This window comes from Allopontixanthobacter confluentis (genome assembly GCF_009827615.1).
Classification (GTDB): Bacteria; Pseudomonadota; Alphaproteobacteria; order Sphingomonadales; family Sphingomonadaceae; genus Allopontixanthobacter; species Allopontixanthobacter confluentis.
In genome coordinates this window covers 758,265-773,943 of the sequence record NZ_WTYU01000002.1, presented here as the reverse complement: position 1 = coordinate 773,943, position 15,679 = coordinate 758,265, and the positions used below count along the sequence as shown (strand labels likewise).

Annotated in this window: 13 protein-coding genes; 7 read left to right on the top strand and 6 right to left on the bottom strand. The window is 60.7% G+C overall.

Annotated elements, in window-relative coordinates; translation table 11 throughout:
- Positions 1-54: 54 nt before the first annotated feature.
- The 4 genes from gyrB to GRI44_RS11950 all read left to right on the top strand — a co-directional run bounded on the left by gyrB (position 55) and on the right by GRI44_RS11950 (position 6,111).
- Positions 55-2,640, top strand: a complete 2,586-nt coding sequence (gene gyrB, locus GRI44_RS11965; RefSeq protein ID WP_408609200.1) for a DNA topoisomerase (ATP-hydrolyzing) subunit B — start codon at positions 55-57, stop codon at positions 2,638-2,640.
- Between the two features lie 4 nt (positions 2,641-2,644).
- Positions 2,645-3,046: a hypothetical protein gene (locus GRI44_RS11960; protein WP_160601987.1), complete on the top strand. Its 402-nt coding sequence runs from the start codon at positions 2,645-2,647 to the stop codon at positions 3,044-3,046.
- 19 nt (positions 3,047-3,065) lie between these two features.
- Entirely contained in the window at positions 3,066-4,241 is a 1,176-nt protein-coding gene (locus GRI44_RS11955) for a BaiN/RdsA family NAD(P)/FAD-dependent oxidoreductase (protein ID WP_160601986.1), read from the top strand.
- A gap of 79 nt (positions 4,242-4,320) precedes the next feature.
- Positions 4,321-6,111, top strand: coding sequence for a bifunctional metallophosphatase/5'-nucleotidase (locus GRI44_RS11950; protein WP_232843126.1), 1,791 nt, complete (start codon positions 4,321-4,323; stop codon positions 6,109-6,111).
- A gap of 80 nt (positions 6,112-6,191) precedes the next feature.
- Here the strand turns inward: GRI44_RS11950 and GRI44_RS11945 are convergent, their stop codons facing one another.
- From GRI44_RS11945 to GRI44_RS11920, 6 genes are all read right to left on the bottom strand, one after another.
- On the bottom strand, positions 6,192-6,665 hold the full coding sequence (locus GRI44_RS11945; RefSeq protein WP_160601985.1) for a copper resistance protein NlpE N-terminal domain-containing protein: 474 nt from the start codon (positions 6,663-6,665) through the stop codon (positions 6,192-6,194).
- Between the two features lie 106 nt (positions 6,666-6,771).
- The gene (locus GRI44_RS11940; RefSeq protein WP_160601984.1) at positions 6,772-7,581 is read right to left on the bottom strand and encodes a DUF1295 domain-containing protein; all 810 of its coding nucleotides are present in this window, start codon (positions 7,579-7,581) and stop codon (positions 6,772-6,774) included.
- Positions 7,574-8,209 carry a lysophospholipid acyltransferase family protein gene (locus GRI44_RS11935; RefSeq protein ID WP_160601983.1) on the bottom strand — a complete coding sequence of 212 codons (636 nt, stop codon included), beginning with the start codon at positions 8,207-8,209 and terminating at the stop codon, positions 7,574-7,576. Before GRI44_RS11935 ends, GRI44_RS11940 begins: the two co-directional genes overlap by 8 nt.
- 60 nt (positions 8,210-8,269) lie before the next feature.
- Positions 8,270-8,791 carry a DUF2306 domain-containing protein gene (locus GRI44_RS11930; RefSeq protein WP_160601982.1) on the bottom strand — a complete coding sequence of 174 codons (522 nt, stop codon included), beginning with the start codon at positions 8,789-8,791 and terminating at the stop codon, positions 8,270-8,272.
- Between the two features lie 28 nt (positions 8,792-8,819).
- Positions 8,820-10,421, bottom strand: coding sequence for a carboxyl transferase domain-containing protein (locus GRI44_RS11925; RefSeq protein WP_160601981.1), 1,602 nt, complete (start codon positions 10,419-10,421; stop codon positions 8,820-8,822).
- Positions 10,418-11,584 carry an isovaleryl-CoA dehydrogenase gene (locus tag GRI44_RS11920; RefSeq protein ID WP_160601980.1) on the bottom strand — a complete coding sequence of 389 codons (1,167 nt, stop codon included), beginning with the start codon at positions 11,582-11,584 and terminating at the stop codon, positions 10,418-10,420. Before GRI44_RS11920 ends, GRI44_RS11925 begins: the two co-directional genes overlap by 4 nt.
- 161 nt (positions 11,585-11,745) lie before the next feature.
- Here GRI44_RS11920 and GRI44_RS11915 point away from each other — a divergent pair, with 161 nt between their 5' ends.
- The 3 genes from GRI44_RS11915 to GRI44_RS11905 are packed head-to-tail and all read left to right on the top strand — an operon-like array spanning position 11,746 to position 15,670.
- Positions 11,746-13,254 (top strand): sensor histidine kinase, encoded by a 1,509-nt coding sequence (locus GRI44_RS11915; protein ID WP_160601979.1) that lies wholly within the window; start codon positions 11,746-11,748, stop codon positions 13,252-13,254.
- A 57-nt stretch (positions 13,255-13,311) separates the two neighbouring features.
- Complete coding sequence (locus GRI44_RS11910; protein WP_160601978.1) at positions 13,312-14,118, top strand: ATP-binding cassette domain-containing protein; 807 nt, start codon at positions 13,312-13,314, stop codon at positions 14,116-14,118.
- A 16-nt stretch (positions 14,119-14,134) separates the two neighbouring features.
- Positions 14,135-15,670, top strand: a complete 1,536-nt coding sequence (locus tag GRI44_RS11905; protein WP_160601977.1) for an ABC transporter permease/substrate-binding protein — start codon at positions 14,135-14,137, stop codon at positions 15,668-15,670.
- The last annotated feature ends 9 nt before the right edge of the window (positions 15,671-15,679 follow it).

Here is a 15,679-nt window from a genome sequence, read left to right as displayed (position 1 = left end):
GCCTGTGGATGGAAGGGGGCATTGTGCCTTCCTAAATGGCCCTTGTGCACCTATATGAATGGCATGAGTGAAACACCTGAAAACCAGCCCGGCGCAGCGCCTGCCGCCGCCCCTGCCGCCAACAGCGAAACCCCCGCCAAAGCCATCCCCAACCAGAACCTGTATGGCGCAGATTCCATCAAGGTTCTCAAAGGCCTGGATGCGGTGCGCAAACGGCCGGGCATGTATATCGGCGATACGGATGATGGTTCGGGCCTGCACCACATGGTGTTCGAAGTGTCGGACAATGCCATTGACGAAGCGTTGGCAGGGCATTGCGATCTGGTGCTGATCGAACTCAACCCCGATGGATCGGTCTCGGTTGAAGACAATGGCCGCGGCATTCCGGTGGATATGCACAAGGAAGAAGGCGTTTCTGCCGCCGAAGTCATCATGACCCAGCTGCACGCGGGCGGTAAGTTCGAAAACACCTCGGATGAAAATGCCTATAAGGTATCGGGCGGCCTCCACGGTGTGGGCGTTTCTGTGGTGAATGCCTTGTCCGAATGGCTGGAACTGACCATCTGGCGCGATGGCAAGGAACACTGGATGCGGTTCGAGCATGGCGACGCCGTTGGCCCGCTCGTCCAGAAAGGCGATGCACCGCCAGCCGAAGATGGCGGCCCGCGCAAGGGCACCCGCGTCACCTTTCAGGCCAGCACCGACACATTCAAGAACGTGCTCGATTTCGACTTTGAAAAGCTGGAGCACCGTTACCGCGAGCTCGCTTTCCTCAATTCCGGCGTGCACATCAAACTGCGCGACAAGCGCGGCGAGGAAGTGGCCGAGCATGACCTTTATTACGAAGGCGGCATTGCGGCGTTCGTCAAATATCTGGACCGCAACAAGGTCGCCCTCATTCCCGAACCCATTGCCATTTCGGCAGAACGGGACGGAATGGGCATCGACGTGGCGCTGGAATGGAACGATTCCTATTACGAGAACGTCCTGTGCTTCACCAACAACATTCCCCAGCGCGACGGCGGCACGCATCTGGCGGCATTCCGCGCGGCGCTGACCCGCACTCTGAACGGCTATGCCGAACGGTCAGGCGCGCTGAAGAAGGAAAAAGTGTCTCTTTCGGGCGAAGATATGCGCGAAGGGCTGACCGCGATTGTTTCGGTCAAGCTGGCTGACCCCAAATTTGGGTCGCAGACCAAGGACAAGCTGGTTTCTTCGGAAGTCCGCCAGCCGCTGGAAAGCCTGATGGCAGACAAAATGAGCGACTGGCTGGAAGAAAACCCGGCCCACGCCAAAACCATCGTGCAGAAAATCATCGATGCCGCCGCCGCCCGCGAAGCGGCGAAAAAGGCCCGCGAACTGACCCGGCGCAAAGGCGCGATGGACATTGCATCGCTGCCCGGCAAGCTGGCTGACTGTCAGGAACGCGATCCGGCGAAATCCGAACTGTTCCTGGTCGAAGGCGATTCCGCCGGTGGCAGCGCAAAACAGGGCCGCGACCGGCATTATCAGGCGATTTTGCCGCTGAAAGGTAAAATCCTCAACGTGGAACGCGCCCGGTTTGACCGGATCATTTCCTCCAAGGAAGTGGGCACGCTGATCCAGGCGATGGGCACTGGCATCCGCGATGAATTCAACATCGAGAAGCTGCGATATCACAAGGTCGTGATCATGACCGACGCTGACGTCGACGGCGCGCATATCCGCACTTTGCTGCTCACCTTCTTCCATCGCCAGATGCCGGAAATCATCCGTGGCGGCTATCTGTTCATTGCCCAGCCGCCGCTGTTCAAAGTGGCCAAGGGCCGCAGCGAAGTCTATCTGAAGGATCAGGCCGCGCTGGACCGCTATCTGGTGGAAGGCGGGCTGCAGGGCCGTGTGCTGGAAAGCAGCACCGGCGCGCGCACCGGCGCTGATCTTGCCAGTCTGGTGGAACATGCGCTGCGTATCCGCAATCTGATGGCCTTTGTGCCGCGCAAATATGACCCTTCGCTGATCGAGGCGATGGCGCTGGCCGGCGTGCTCGACCCTGAACTGGACCGTGCCGGCCGCGAAGCAGCTTTGACCAATGCAGCGCGCCGCCTGAAACTGGGTGACAGCGAGGCCACTTGGTCTGCGTCCCTGCGTGAAGACGGATCTGCCCGGTTTGACCGCCTGTGGCGCGGAGTGACCGATGTGCACGAAATAGAAGCGGCGTTCCTGACCAGTGCAGAAGCCCGCAAGATGCACAAGATCGCCATGGAACAGGCCGAAGTGTACGAAAACCCGTCGCGCCTGGTGAAGGCATCTGCCGATGCACCGGCAGAAGAAGGTGACGAGGGTGACGCCCAGAGCGATACTGACGCACCGGTCATTTCTGCCGACGAATCCATCACCCGCCCGACCCAATTGCTCGACACCGTGCTGGCCGCTGGGCGCAAGGGCCTGTCGATTGCCCGTTACAAGGGGCTGGGCGAAATGAATGCCGACCAATTGTGGGAAACCACGCTGGACCCGGACAATCGCGCCTTGCTTCAGGTAAAGGTGGAAGACGCCGATGTAACGGATGAAATCTTCACCCGCCTGATGGGCGACATCGTGGAACCACGCCGCGAATTCATTCAGGAAAATGCGCTGAACGTGGCCAATCTGGACACCTGATATCTTGGACGGCCCGCTGCTCCAGACGATTGCGCTTGGCGTAATTCTGGTGGCGGCGGGCTGGCTGCTGGTGGTGGGACTGGTTTGCGCCATCCGGCCCGAACTGGCGCTGGCAATGCTGGGCCGCATGGGCAGCACCTGGCCCATCCAGATCGGCGAACATGGGTTGCGGGCATTGGCAGGCGCGGCGCTGGTGGTGCGGGCGGATTATTCCGGCGCACCGCATATTTTCAGTATTGCCGGCTGGTTTATCCTGCTGTCGTCAGTGGCCATATTGGTCGCTCCGCGCCGCTGGCATCAGGCCTATTCGCAATATTGGGCAAAGCGGTTGCCGCCTGTCCTCGTCAGGTTCATGGCGGTGCCGACTTTCATACTGGCAGGCGTCGTCGCCTGTGCCGCACTCTGACGCCAGAACCGAGAACCCGATGACCCAGACTTACGATGCTATCATTCTTGGCGGCGGTGCTGCCGGGCTGATGTGCGCGGCCATTGCCAGCCAGCGCGGGCGCCGCGTCGTGGTGCTCGAAAAGGCGGACCAGCCGGGCAAGAAAATCCTCATTTCCGGCGGCGGACGGTGCAATTTCACCAATCTCAACACCGCGCCTGACCGCTATCTTTCGGCCAACCGCCATTTCGCCAAATCCGCCCTCAGCCGCTATACTGCCAGCGATTTTCTGGCACTGGTCGAACGCCACGGCATCGCCTGGCATGAGAAAACCCTCGGGCAATTGTTCTGTGATGGTTCGTCGAAACAGATTGTCGCCATGCTGCTGGAAGAATGCCGCGCTGGCGGCGCGGACATTCGCTGCGACCAGGATGTGACCCACGTGGCACATGGCAACGGCCAGTTTACGGTCACCGCCAATGGCGCTGACATTACTGCTGCTGCCCTTGTCATTGCCACTGGCGGCCCTTCAATACCCAAAATGGGTGCGACTGGCTTTGCCTATGATCTGGCCCGCCAGTTCGGGCTGAAAGTGGTGGAGCCGCGCCCTGCGCTGGTGCCGCTGACATTGGGCGGCGATGATGTGCTGTTCCGCGATCTTTCGGGCGTGTCTGCGCCAGTAGATGCCCGTTGCGGCAAGACGACATTTCATGAAGCTGCCCTGTTCACCCATCGCGGCCTGTCCGGCCCCGCCATCCTCCAGATTTCATCCTATTGGCGCCCCGGCGACATGGTCGAGATAAATTTCCTGCCCGGGCGCCCGCGCGGCTGGCTGCGCGATGCCAAGCGCGCCGCCCCCCGCGCTTCCATCCGCAGCCTGCTGAAAGATGCCCTGCCGCACAGGCTGGCCGCCACGCTGGCAGACCGGCTGGGCCATGAAGGCGATTTGCAGAACCTGTCCGACAAGGTTCTGGATGATGCCGAAAACCAGCTGCTGCGGTGGCCGTTCTGTCCCAATGGGTCCGAAGGGCTGGCCAAGGCAGAAGTGACATCGGGCGGTATCAGCACTGCTGAACTTTCGTCCCAGACTATGGAAGCCAAGCGTGTCCCCGGCCTTTATGCCATTGGCGAAGCAGTGGATGTGACAGGCTGGCTGGGCGGATATAATTTTCAATGGGCATGGGCCAGCGGCTGGGCTGCCGCACAGGAATTATAGGGGCTGCGCACCGGGCGAAGGTTTATGGGAGCGAATTTACGGGCGCAGGCTTATGGCTGCGGTTTGTGCAGGGCACGCAATGACTTCCCGCCGTCATGCTCTGCCGCTAAGTGCCAGTGCCATGACCATGCGATTCATCCTTTCATCCGTTGCGGCCCTGTTCCTGTCGGCCTGCGCGACCATTCCTGCCCCCGTAAGCCCGGCGCAAACGCCCCAGACGGCCACTGTGCGGATTATCGGGCTGAATGATTTTCACGGCAATCTGGAACCCTTTCCCCGCCTGTCGCAAGTGCCGGTTGCTGATGGCAAATCAGAACAGGCCCAATTGGCAGGCGCGGCCTATCTTGCCAGCGCTGTCGCTGAGGCGCGCACCCAGAATGCCTATAATATGGTCATTGCGGCGGGTGATCTGATTGGCGCCAGCCCGCTGGCATCATCCATTTTTCTGGACGAACCCACCATTGGCGCGATGAACAGGATCGGGCTGGATTTCAACGCGGTGGGCAATCACGAATTTGACCGCGGATGGCAGGAATTGCAGCGGATGCAGAACGGCGGCTGCACCCAATATACATTGCGCCAGCCATGCCAGGTGGAACAGCCATTTCCCGGCGCGAAATTCCGTTTCCTGGCGGCCAATGTCATCATGCCCGGCGGTGAAACGCTGTTTGCGCCTTATGGCATCAAACGGTTTGGCACAGGCGCGGCGCAAGTGTCGGTCGGGGTCATCGGCCTCACCCTCAAGGATACGCCATCGCTGGTCACGCCCAGCGGAGTTGATGGGCTGACCTTTCTTGATGAAGCCGATACGATCAACGCGCTGGTGCCCAGGCTGGAAGCCGAAGGGGCCGATGCCATCGTGGTATCAATCCATCAGGGCCTTTCCACAGAAGTGGGCGTGAATGACAAAAGCTGCGGCGGCGTTTCCGGGGCTTTGCTGGATATTCTTGCGCGGCTGGACCCGCGCGTGGATGTGGTAATTTCAGGCCACACTCACCGCGCATATGTGTGCGATTATTCCGCCATTGACCCAAGCCGCAAATTCCTTGTCACCAGCGCCGGTTACGGCGGATCCTTGTTGACCGACATTGCGTTAACGGTGGATCTGGCCCGTAATGATGTGATTGCCGCCAGCGCGGATAATGTCGTCGTGCAGAGCCAGGGCCGCGATGCCGCAGGCGCGCCTGTGCCTGCCAATCCTGCCTTCAGGCAATATGCGCCGGACCCGCAAGTTGCCGAATATGTCAGCACCTATGTGGCCGCATCGCGCGAGGCAGCGCAGCGCCCGGTGGGCAAAGTCAGCGGCAGCGCGGCTGACCCCGGGCCAGCAACAGAAGAAACGCAGCTGGGCAATCTGATTGCCGATGCCCAATTGTTTGCCACCAGGGCGCAAGGCGCGCAGATTGCCTTCATGAACAATTCCGGTGTGCGCACCCCCATGAACGCCGCCGCCGATGGCACTGTGACCTATGGCGATATCTATTCGGTCCAGCCCTTTGGCAATACGCTGATCACCAAGAGCTTTACCGGCGCGCAGCTGCTGGCGCTGCTGGAACAGCAGTTTGATGATGACGGTTTCGCGCAGACATTTTCGCCATCGGAAGGGTTTGCCATGCGCTATGACATGCGCCGCCCGTCCGGCAGCAGGCTGGTGGCAGCATCGCTGGATGGCAAGCCGATCAACCCTGCCGCCACCTACCGTGTAACCATGAACAGTTTCCTGGCCGCAGGCGGTGATGGTTTCACGGTGTTTGCAGATGGCACCAATGTGGTGACAGGACCGGTCGATCTGGATGCGATGGAAGCCTATCTTCGGGCGGTGCCCTTGCGCCAGCTGCCCGAAACAGGGCGCGTCACCGAGGCAAAGTAATCCGCACCGCACAAACAGAAACCCCGCCTGCAGCCATGCTGCAGGCGGGGTCTGTCTGGATCATTTGGCGTTAGGCCAGATCACATCGCAGGGGCAGTGCCCGCGCTGCGGAAATATGCCTGATCCGCTGTCATTGCGCCTGTTACCGGCGTATTTTCATCCGCCAGCTGGTAAATGGCGCCATCGGCGATGGCATAGACCTGCTTGTTCGCGCCAGTGCCAATCAGGATGCGGCTGTTGTCGCTATACCAATTATACGTACCGGTGGTTTCAACACCGTTTTCATCACGCACGGTATAGGTATCGTCCGCATTCAGCGTGATGGTGCGCGTGCGGCCGTCGGGCAGACGCTGGTCATAGGCGCCGGCATATTGGACCGAAGTGCGGGCATCTGCTGCCACAGCCGGCATTTGGGCAGGCGCGTTGGTGGTGACTGGCGCCGTGGTTTCAGTGCCGCCAGCGGCGACCTGCTGGTCCGCCGCATCCTTGTCCCCGCAGGCCGAAATGGCGAGGGCAAGCGGGGCCGCGAAGGCAACTTTGATGGAATTACGCATGACATTCTCCTGTTTATTGCCCCACCAACGAACAGGCGCAGGGTAAGTTTCTATATTGTCGCAATTTTCGCGATTCCAGCTGCGGTTGGGGCCAGCCGCAGTGGGGTCAGCCCGGTTTGCGCGGTGGCAGCGGGATAAAGGCCGAAGTGCGCTGCTTGTAGCTGTCATATTCGGGGCGGGTTTTCTTCATCCCTTTTTCCAGCAGCGCCGCGCCTGACCATTTGGTGAGTGTAAAGGTCAGGAATAGAGGCCCGATCACGCTCCACATGACCGCAGCGTTGCCCGTGTGGGCCGCCACCAGCCAGATGCCCCACCATGCACAGGCGTCGCCAAAATAATTTGGGTGGCGGGTATAGCGCCACAGGCCGGTATCCAGCACCTTGCCCTTGTTGGCCGGGTCCGCCTTGAACCGGGCCAGCTGCCAGTCACCCACCCATTCAAAAAAGATGCCGACACAATAAAGGGCCAGCCCTGCCCCAACCAGCGGGGCCTGCACCCATGGCCCAATCCCTGCCGCGCCAGCAGCGATGATGCCCGTTTGCGCCGGAAGGCAGACCATGAACAGCAGCACAGCCTGGCCCAGAAACACCTTGGTTAGTGCCGCAAGGGCAAAGCGCCCTTGTTCACGGTCCTTGCGCAGCATTCGTTCATATCGCTGGTCTTCCCCTTCGTGTGACCAGCGCCGGAACAAATAAATGCCGAGCCGGAAGCCCCACGCTGCCGCCATGATCATGATCAGCGTGGCCAAAGTGCCGCGGCCGGCCAGCTGCATCCAGCTGGTAATGGCCAGCACCCCCATGCCGGCGCCCCAGAATGCGTCGATGAAGGACACATCGTTAATGGTCATGGAAATTACCCACAGCGCCAGCACCAGCGCCAGCAGGATTGCCGCATTGGTCAGCAGGATATCAGTCATCGCTGGCCTCCTTCAGCCGCTTTACCTGCGCTGCCAGCTGTTTGAAGCGCGGCTCGTCCGGCACTTTGGAAAGCAGATAGTCGGCAATTTTTCCCAGATCAGCAGCATAATCGCCGCTGGGCGTGATGGCCGGGCCAAAGCCCAGTTGCATGGTGCGGTTGTTCACCCATGCCGGCACGATGGGAACACCGGCAGCCTGTGCAATGTGGTAAAAGCCCGATCGCCATTCGCCATTGGAACCGCGCGTGCCTTCGGCGGCGATCACCAGCGCCAGTTCATCACGCCGGGCGAATTCCGCCGCGATCTGATCGACATAATTGGCGCGTTTGGACCGGTCCACCGGCACGCCGCCCATATCCAGCATGAACCGGGTCATCGGCCATTTGAACAGCGTATTCTTGCCCATGAAACTGGGCTTGATGCCGAGCTTCTCGGTCGCCCCGACAAAGAAGACGAAATCCCAGTTGGATGTATGCGGCGCGCCCGCAATCACGAATTTGCGCGTGTCGGGCAGGCCACCTTCCAGCTGCCAGCCTTTCCAGCGGTAAACCCACAGGATGATCCACCGCACAAAACGCGACAGCAGCGATGGTGGCGGGTCGGAAAACCCGTGATCATGTTCGGTCATGCACTCTCCCGCAGGCAACTTACACCCAAGCAAACCAATTACGATCACAAAGAAATGGTTTTAATTGAAAACCGGCAATCCCTGTAGCCAGATCCCCATCAACCGGTTGAAGGGAAATGTGAAAAATCCGGCAATCAGCAACGCGCCAATCACTATTCCGCGCACCTGCTTTCGATGTTCAAACGGCTTGTGCGCGCGCGCCCGGGCCACCAATTGCCAGCACACCACCAGGGTCAGCACGGACAGAAGATGGATCGGGCTGAACCCTGATGGCGGATTGAGGAAATGCAAGGTGAAGGACGCCAGCGCCGTTGTCACCATGCAGCCGACCCAGATATATCCGAGGATGCGGTGCCCTGTGTCCCCCCGCCGGCGCCACAGCATGACCGGCGTGATTGCCGTTGCCGTGACCACCGTGATGATGTGCAGCCACAGGCGCGCTGGCAGCAGATGCCATTCTGACATGCCGCGAAACAGCGCGGTCAAGGCTGCTGCAAGAAGACATAAGGATAGCACGCCCAGCGCATAATCGATCCTCGCCGGGGCAAGCGATTTTGCCGATGGCACCTTGGCAGCGTTCATTGTGCAGGCATCCCCTATTGGCCGCAGGCTACATCCGGAACACACCAAAGCGCGGCTGCGGGTTGATTGGTGCTTCAAGGCAGGCGGAAAAGGCAAGGCCCAGCACATCGCGCGTCTGCGCAGGGTCAATCACACCGTCATCCCACAGGCGGGCCGTGGCGTAATAGGGATTGCCTTCATCTTCATATTTCTGGCGAATAGGTGCCTTGAATTCTTCGGCCTGTTCCGGTGTCCAGCTGTCAGCATCGCGGTGCACGGTTGCCAGCACGCTGGCCGCCTGTTCGCCGCCCATCACGCTGATGCGCGCATTGGGCCAGGTGAACAGGAAACGCGGGGAATAGGCACGGCCTGCCATGCCGTAATTGCCTGCACCAAAACTGCCCCCGATCACCACCGTAATTTTCGGCACCTGGGCGGTGGCAACTGCCGTCACCAGCTTGGCCCCGTGTTTGGCAATGCCTTCGGCTTCATATTTGCCGCCGACCATGAAGCCGGAAATATTCTGCAAAAACAGCAGCGGGATGCCGCGCTGGCTGGCCAGTTCGATGAAGTGCGCGCCCTTCACTGCGCTTTCTGAAAACAGCACGCCATTATTTGCCAGAATGGCCACTGGCATGCCCCAGATATGGGCAAAGCCGCACACCAGCGTTGCGCCATATTGCGCCTTGAACTCATGAAATTCGCTGCCGTCTACCAGCCGCGCGATCACTTCATGCACATCATAGGGTGCGCGCACATCGTCAGGGATGATCGAATAAAGCTCCTGCGCGTCAAACACAGGGGGCCGCGGGTCTGCCATTTCCACATCGGGTTCATGGGCCTTGCCCAGATGGCTGACGATATCGCGCACGATGGTGAGGGCGTGTTCGTCATTTTCCGCCAGATGATCCACCACGCCTGACTTGCGCGCATGCAGATCGCCACCGCCAAGGTCTTCTGCGCTGATTTCCTCGCCCGTGGCGGCTTTCACCAGCGGCGGCCCGGCAAGGAAGATGGTGCCCTGATTGCGCACGATCACCGTTTCATCGGACATGGCAGGCACATAGGCGCCGCCCGCCGTGCAGGACCCCATGACGCAGGCAATTTGCGGAATCTGCAGCGCCGACATATTGGCCTGGTTGAAGAAGATGCGGCCAAAATGGTCCCGGTCAGGAAACACTTCTGCCTGATGCGGCAGATTGGCCCCGCCACTATCCACCAGATAGATGCACGGCAGGCGGTTTTCCTGCGCGATTTCCTGGGCGCGAAGATGCTTCTTCACCGTCATCGGGTAATAAGTGCCGCCCTTCACCGTGGCATCATTGGCCACGATCATGCACTGGCGGCCCGACACGCGGCCAATGCCGGCAATCATGCCTGCCGCCGCAATTTCATCCCCATACATGCCATTGGCCGCCAACTGGCCAATTTCCAGAAAGGGCGAGCCGGGATCCAGCAGCCGCTCCACCCGCTCCCGCGGCAACAGCTTTCCGCGCGAGACATGGCGGTCACGGCTGCCTTCTGGTCCGCCCAATGCAGTCTGCGCGACCCTGGCGCGCAATTCCTCTGCCAGCACGCGATTATGCGCCGCATTGGCTTGTGCAGCTTGGGATTGGGTATCCAGCGTGGACGTCAGGGTAGGGGCGCTCATCGTTCCGCGCCGATCAGTTCGCGGCCAATCAGCATGCGGCGGATTTCGTTGGTGCCGGCGCCAATGTCCATCAGCTTGGCATCGCGCAGATAGCGTTCCACCGGCCAGTCCTTGGTATAGCCTGCACCGCCCAGCGCCTGCACTGCCTGACCGGCTTCGCGAAAGGCGCTTTCACTGGCCAGCAAAACTGCGCCTGCCGCATCGAAGCGGGTGGTGTGGCCAGTATCGCACGCTTTGGCCACGGCATAGACATAGGCCCGCGCCGATTGCAGCGCGACATACATGTCCGCCACCTTGGCCTGCATCAGCTGGAAACTGCCGATCGGTTTGCCGAATTGCTTGCGTTCGCGCAGATAGGGAATGACCGTGTCGAGGCAGGCCTGCATGATGCCAAGGCCGATGCCGGACAGCACGACCCGTTCATAATCCAGCCCGCTCATCAGCACGCCAACACCGCCATGCAGCGGGCCCATGATGTTGTCTTCCGGCACGAAACAATCGTTGAACACCAGTTCCGCCGTGGGGCTGCCGCGCATCCCCATCTTGTCGATCTTCTGGCCGATGGAAAAACCGTCCATGCCTTTTTCTATCAGGAAGGCAGTGATCCCCCGGCTGCCTTCACCCGGTGCGGTCTTGGCGTAAACCACCAGCGTATCGGCATAGGTGGCATTGGTAATCCAGAATTTCGTGCCGTTTAGCACATAGCCGCCATCCACGCTGTCAGCCTTCAGCTTCATCGACACCACGTCCGACCCGGCGCCAGCTTCGCTCATCGCCAGGCTGCCAACATGTTCGCCGCTGATCAGCTTGGTCAGATATTTCGCCTTCTGGGAATCATTGCCCCAGCGCCGGATCTGGTTGATGCACAGGTTGGAATGCGCGCCATAGCTCAGGCCCACGCTGGCACTGGCGCGGCTGATTTCCTCCACCGCAATGACATGTTCGATATAGCCCAGGCCCAGCCCGCCATGCTCTTCTTCCACGGTAATTCCGTGCAGGCCCAGTTCACCCATCTTGGGCCACAGTTCTTGCGGAAACCAGTCTTCACGATCCGCTTTCTCGGCCAGAGGCGCGATCACTTCATCTGCAAACCGGGCCGTCGTTTCGCGGATCATGTCCGCATTGTCGCCAAGGGCAAAATCGAAATCGGGAGTCGCGCGCATTATAGTTCCTCTGCCGGGTAAGTCTTTTCGATCCGCCGCATAGCCGAGCCTGACCGCGCCCGCAAACGGGTAGCATTGCCAAACGTCGCGCAGGTTAAGTTTGCGGGCGAATATCGTTGGGGAATCTGGAAATTCTTCTATAATGGGAGTGAATTGGAAGAATGAAATTGAACACAATCAACACTTTGCCCAACACGAATGCTGATTCGTGCAGCGTAGAAACCCGTACTTCGCGCAATCGCGCGTTGGAGCCTTATGGCATCAATGCGCTTGAAGATGATGCGGAACTGGCAGCGATTGTCAAATTCGTGGCGAAGCTATGCGATGTGCCGGTATCCACTATCAGCATTGTCGAAGCCGAACGGCAGTTGTTTCTCGTGCGGGAGGGGATTGAAGACCGCGAAACGCCGGTTTCAACCTCGTTCTGCGCCCATGCGATGCTGGGCAATGCACCGCTGGTGGTGCCCGATGCCACCAGTGACCCGCGTTTTGCTGATTTTGCCGCAGTAACCGGCCCGCTGCATGTGCGGTTTTACGCAGGCGCGCCGCTGGTGGGGGAAGATGGCACGCCCATTGGCGCTTTATGCGCGATTGATACCGTTCCGCGCCCCGAAGGGCTGAACCACATGCAGATGCAGGGTCTGCAGGTGATGGCGCAATCAGTCATGCGCCGCCTGCGTGACCGGCAGCAGCATTTGCTGTCCCAATCCGAACTGCTGGAGACATCCGCCCGCCTGCAAGTGCTGGCCGATGGCATTCCCGATATTGTCTGGTCGGCCGATACTTCGGGCCGGATCGATTATTGCAACCGCCGCTGGTTCGAATTTTCCGGCCAGCCGGCAGGGCCGATCCCCGATAGCGCGGCAGAGCATGTCCACCCGGATGAAATAAAGATGTTTCATGCCAAATGGGCCAATGCGCTGGTTGCCGGCGAACCGTTTGAAATGGAATATCGCCTGAAGCACGCGGATGGCGCTTTTCGCTGGGTGCTGGCCCGCGCCATGCCGGTGCAGGGCCCCCACGGCGCGGTTATCCGGTGGATCGGCACGGTCACTGACATTGACGACAAATACCGCGAATCCGAAAGCCGCGAGCTTTTGGCAAGTGAACTTTCCCACCGGATCAAGAACATCTTTGCGGTCATTTCCGGCCTGGTCGCGCTGACATCGCGCAACAAGCCCGAAGTGAAGGATTTCGCCGAGGAACTGACCGGCAAGATCCGCGCATTGGGCCGCGCGCATGATTTTGTGCGCCCGATTGACAGTGCCAAGGGTGACAGCCTGCATGGTCTGCTCGAAGTGCTGATGGAACCCTATGTCGACGGGCAGGAAAGCCGCCTCACCATCGTGGGCGAAGAAGTGCATATCAGTGTGCGTTCGGCCACGCCGCTGGCGCTGGTGTTCCACGAATTTGCCACCAATGCTGCAAAATATGGCGCGCTGTCGGTGCGCGGCGGCAAGGTGGCTGTCACCATCACCAAAGATGGCGACGACGCGGTGATCGAATGGCGCGAAACACATGGCCCGGCCCCGGTGGACACTGACCGGGTGGGCTTCGGGTCGCGGCTGGTGGAAATGACCGTGACCAGCCAGCTTCGCGGCAAGCTGCTGCGCGAAATGCAGCCCGAAGGCTTCCTTGCGCGGCTGACGCTGCCCCTTTCCTCGCTATAGGCAGAAACAGCGGCCAGATTTTGACCTGGCCGCCAACTGCCCATAGGACAGCAGGCGATGGACCAACCTTCCCACGCGCTGCTTGAATTTGTGAATGTCCGCAAGGCGTTCGCGAGCACGGTCACGGAGGACAGCGCGGTGGACGTTGCGGTGGACGGGGTCAGCTGCGGCATAGCGGCGGGCAGTTTTGTCGCGCTGGTGGGTGCATCAGGCTCGGGCAAATCCACCCTTCTTAAAACGGTCAACCGGCTGGGCGATCCTGACAGTGGCCAGGTGCTGCTGGCAGGGGACAATGTGCAGGATGCAGCGCCCGCCATGCTGCGCCGCCGGATCGGCTATGTGTTTCAGGGTGTCGGCCTGTTTCCCCATATGAATGTGGCGGACAATATCGGTATCGGCCCGCGCCTGTCAGGCACGCGGGCATCAGATGGCCGCATTGCAGAACTGCTGGAACTGGTGGAACTGGATGGTTCCTATGCCGGGCGGATGCCGCATGAATTGTCCGGCGGGCAACGCCAGCGCATCGGCGTGGCGCGGGCGCTGGCAGGTAATCCGCAGTTGCTGCTGATGGACGAGCCCTTCGGCGCGCTGGACCCGCTGACGCGGGACGGGCTGGGCAAACGGGTGCGCGCCCTGCATGGCCAGCTGAACCTTACCACCATGATGGTCACCCATGACATGGCCGAAGCATTGCTGCTGGCAGACCGGATATTGGTGATGGAAAAAGGCCGCATCGTGGCGGACGAAACGCCCCGGTCGCTGCTGAAAGGCGCTGGCGGCCCTATTGCCCAGGCAATGGTGGCCGTGCCGCGCGAACAGGCAGCGGCACTGGCACAGATGGCGCAGCTGGACGGGCCGGCCTGATGAACAGGCGGGCTTCATGAACGATATTCTCGTCAATCTGGCCAGTCTGGGTGACAAGCTGGCAGCCCATGTGCTGCTGGCCGCAGCGGCGCTGGGGCTGGGCATAATTATCGCCCTGCCGTTGGCCGTCTGGGCCAATCGTTCGCCAGCGGTATCGCGCGTGGCGCTGGGTTTTTCCAGCCTGGTCCAGACCATCCCGGCGCTGGCGCTGCTGGCGCTGTTCTTCCCTGTGCTGCTGTCCCTGCGCGCGGTGTTTGGCGAGGGGCTGCCCACGCTGGGCTTCCTGCCGGCCTTGCTGGCGCTGACGCTATATGCGCTGCTGCCCATCCTGCGGAACACCGTCACCGCGCAGGAACAGATGGATGCAGGCGTGCTGGAAGCCGCAGACGCAGTGGGCATGACCCGCTGGCAAAAGCTGCAACTGGTCGAAGCGCCGCTGGCTGCGCCTTACATTATGGCCGGCATCCGCACTGCGGCGGTTTGGACGATTGGCGCTGCCACCCTGTCCACCACCATTGGCCAGACCAGCCTTGGGGATCCGATATTTGCCGGGTTGCAGACGCAGAACTGGGCGCTGGTGCTGGCCGGGTGCATTGCATCTGCCGGGCTGGCGCTGGTGACAGACGCGCTGCTGGGCGCGATCGAGCGCGGGTTCCAGATGCGCAGACGCTGGCTGGTGTGGGCCGGTATCACGCTGGCACTGGCCGGTATTCTGGCGGCCGCTTTTGCCCAGCGGGCAACGGACGATAACGCCATTGTCATCGGGGCGAAGCCGTTTTCCGAACAATATGTGCTGGCGCGCCTGATTGGCCAGCGGCTGCAGGATGCAGGATATGCAGTGGAATATCGCGACGGGCTGGGTTCCGCCGTGGTCCATGAAGCAGTCACCAGCGGGGAGATCGACATAGCGGTCGATTATACCGGCACATTGTGGACCAATCAGCTGAAACGCAGCGACAATCCGGGCCGCGATGCCATGTATGAACAGCTGGTCCGCTGGGAAGCCGACACCACCGGCACGCTGGTACTGGGGCGGCTGGGTTTCGAAAATGCCTATGCCTTTGCCATGAAGAAAGACCGCGCACGCCAGCTTGGCATCGAAACCATGGATGATCTGGCGCGGGAGGCACGGCGGCTGACCATTGGCGGCGATGTGGAATTTTTCCGGCGGCCCGAATGGCTGGCGGTGGAAGATGCCTATGGCCTGAAATTCGGCCGCCAGCGCACTTTCACCAGCACTTTCATGTATGATGCGCTGAAGGGCGGCGAGGCTGATGTGATATCGGCTTATACGTCCGATGGCCGCGTGGCCGCCGACGGCCTGCTGGTGCTGGAAGACCCGCGCGGCGCCTTGCCATCCTATGATGCGCTGGTGCTGATATCACCCCAGGCCGCGAAGGACAGTGAACTGCTCGCCGCGCTGAAGCCGCTGATCGGCGCGATTTCGGTCGAAGCCATGCGCCAGGCGAATTATGCGGTGGACCGGCTGGACGATAAACGCAGCCCGGCACAGGCCGCGCGTGAACTGGCCCGCACGATCGACGCGCCCTGACGCCAATTC

Coding starts and splice junctions, on each gene's coding strand:
- gyrB (WP_408609200.1), top strand. CDS start 55: ATGAATGGCATGAGTGAAACACCTGAAAACCAGCCCGGCGCAGCGCCT.
- GRI44_RS11955 (WP_160601986.1), top strand. CDS start 3,066: ATGACCCAGACTTACGATGCTATCATTCTTGGCGGCGGTGCTGCCGGG.
- GRI44_RS11950 (WP_232843126.1), top strand. CDS start 4,321: ATGACTTCCCGCCGTCATGCTCTGCCGCTAAGTGCCAGTGCCATGACC.
- GRI44_RS11945 (WP_160601985.1), bottom strand. CDS start 6,665: ATGCGTAATTCCATCAAAGTTGCCTTCGCGGCCCCGCTTGCCCTCGCC.
- GRI44_RS11940 (WP_160601984.1), bottom strand. CDS start 7,581: ATGACTGATATCCTGCTGACCAATGCGGCAATCCTGCTGGCGCTGGTG.
- GRI44_RS11935 (WP_160601983.1), bottom strand. CDS start 8,209: ATGACCGAACATGATCACGGGTTTTCCGACCCGCCACCATCGCTGCTG.
- GRI44_RS11930 (WP_160601982.1), bottom strand. CDS start 8,791: ATGAACGCTGCCAAGGTGCCATCGGCAAAATCGCTTGCCCCGGCGAGG.
- GRI44_RS11925 (WP_160601981.1), bottom strand. CDS start 10,421: ATGAGCGCCCCTACCCTGACGTCCACGCTGGATACCCAATCCCAAGCT.
- GRI44_RS11920 (WP_160601980.1), bottom strand. CDS start 11,584: ATGCGCGCGACTCCCGATTTCGATTTTGCCCTTGGCGACAATGCGGAC.
- GRI44_RS11915 (WP_160601979.1), top strand. CDS start 11,746: ATGAAATTGAACACAATCAACACTTTGCCCAACACGAATGCTGATTCG.
- GRI44_RS11910 (WP_160601978.1), top strand. CDS start 13,312: ATGGACCAACCTTCCCACGCGCTGCTTGAATTTGTGAATGTCCGCAAG.
- GRI44_RS11905 (WP_160601977.1), top strand. CDS start 14,135: ATGAACGATATTCTCGTCAATCTGGCCAGTCTGGGTGACAAGCTGGCA.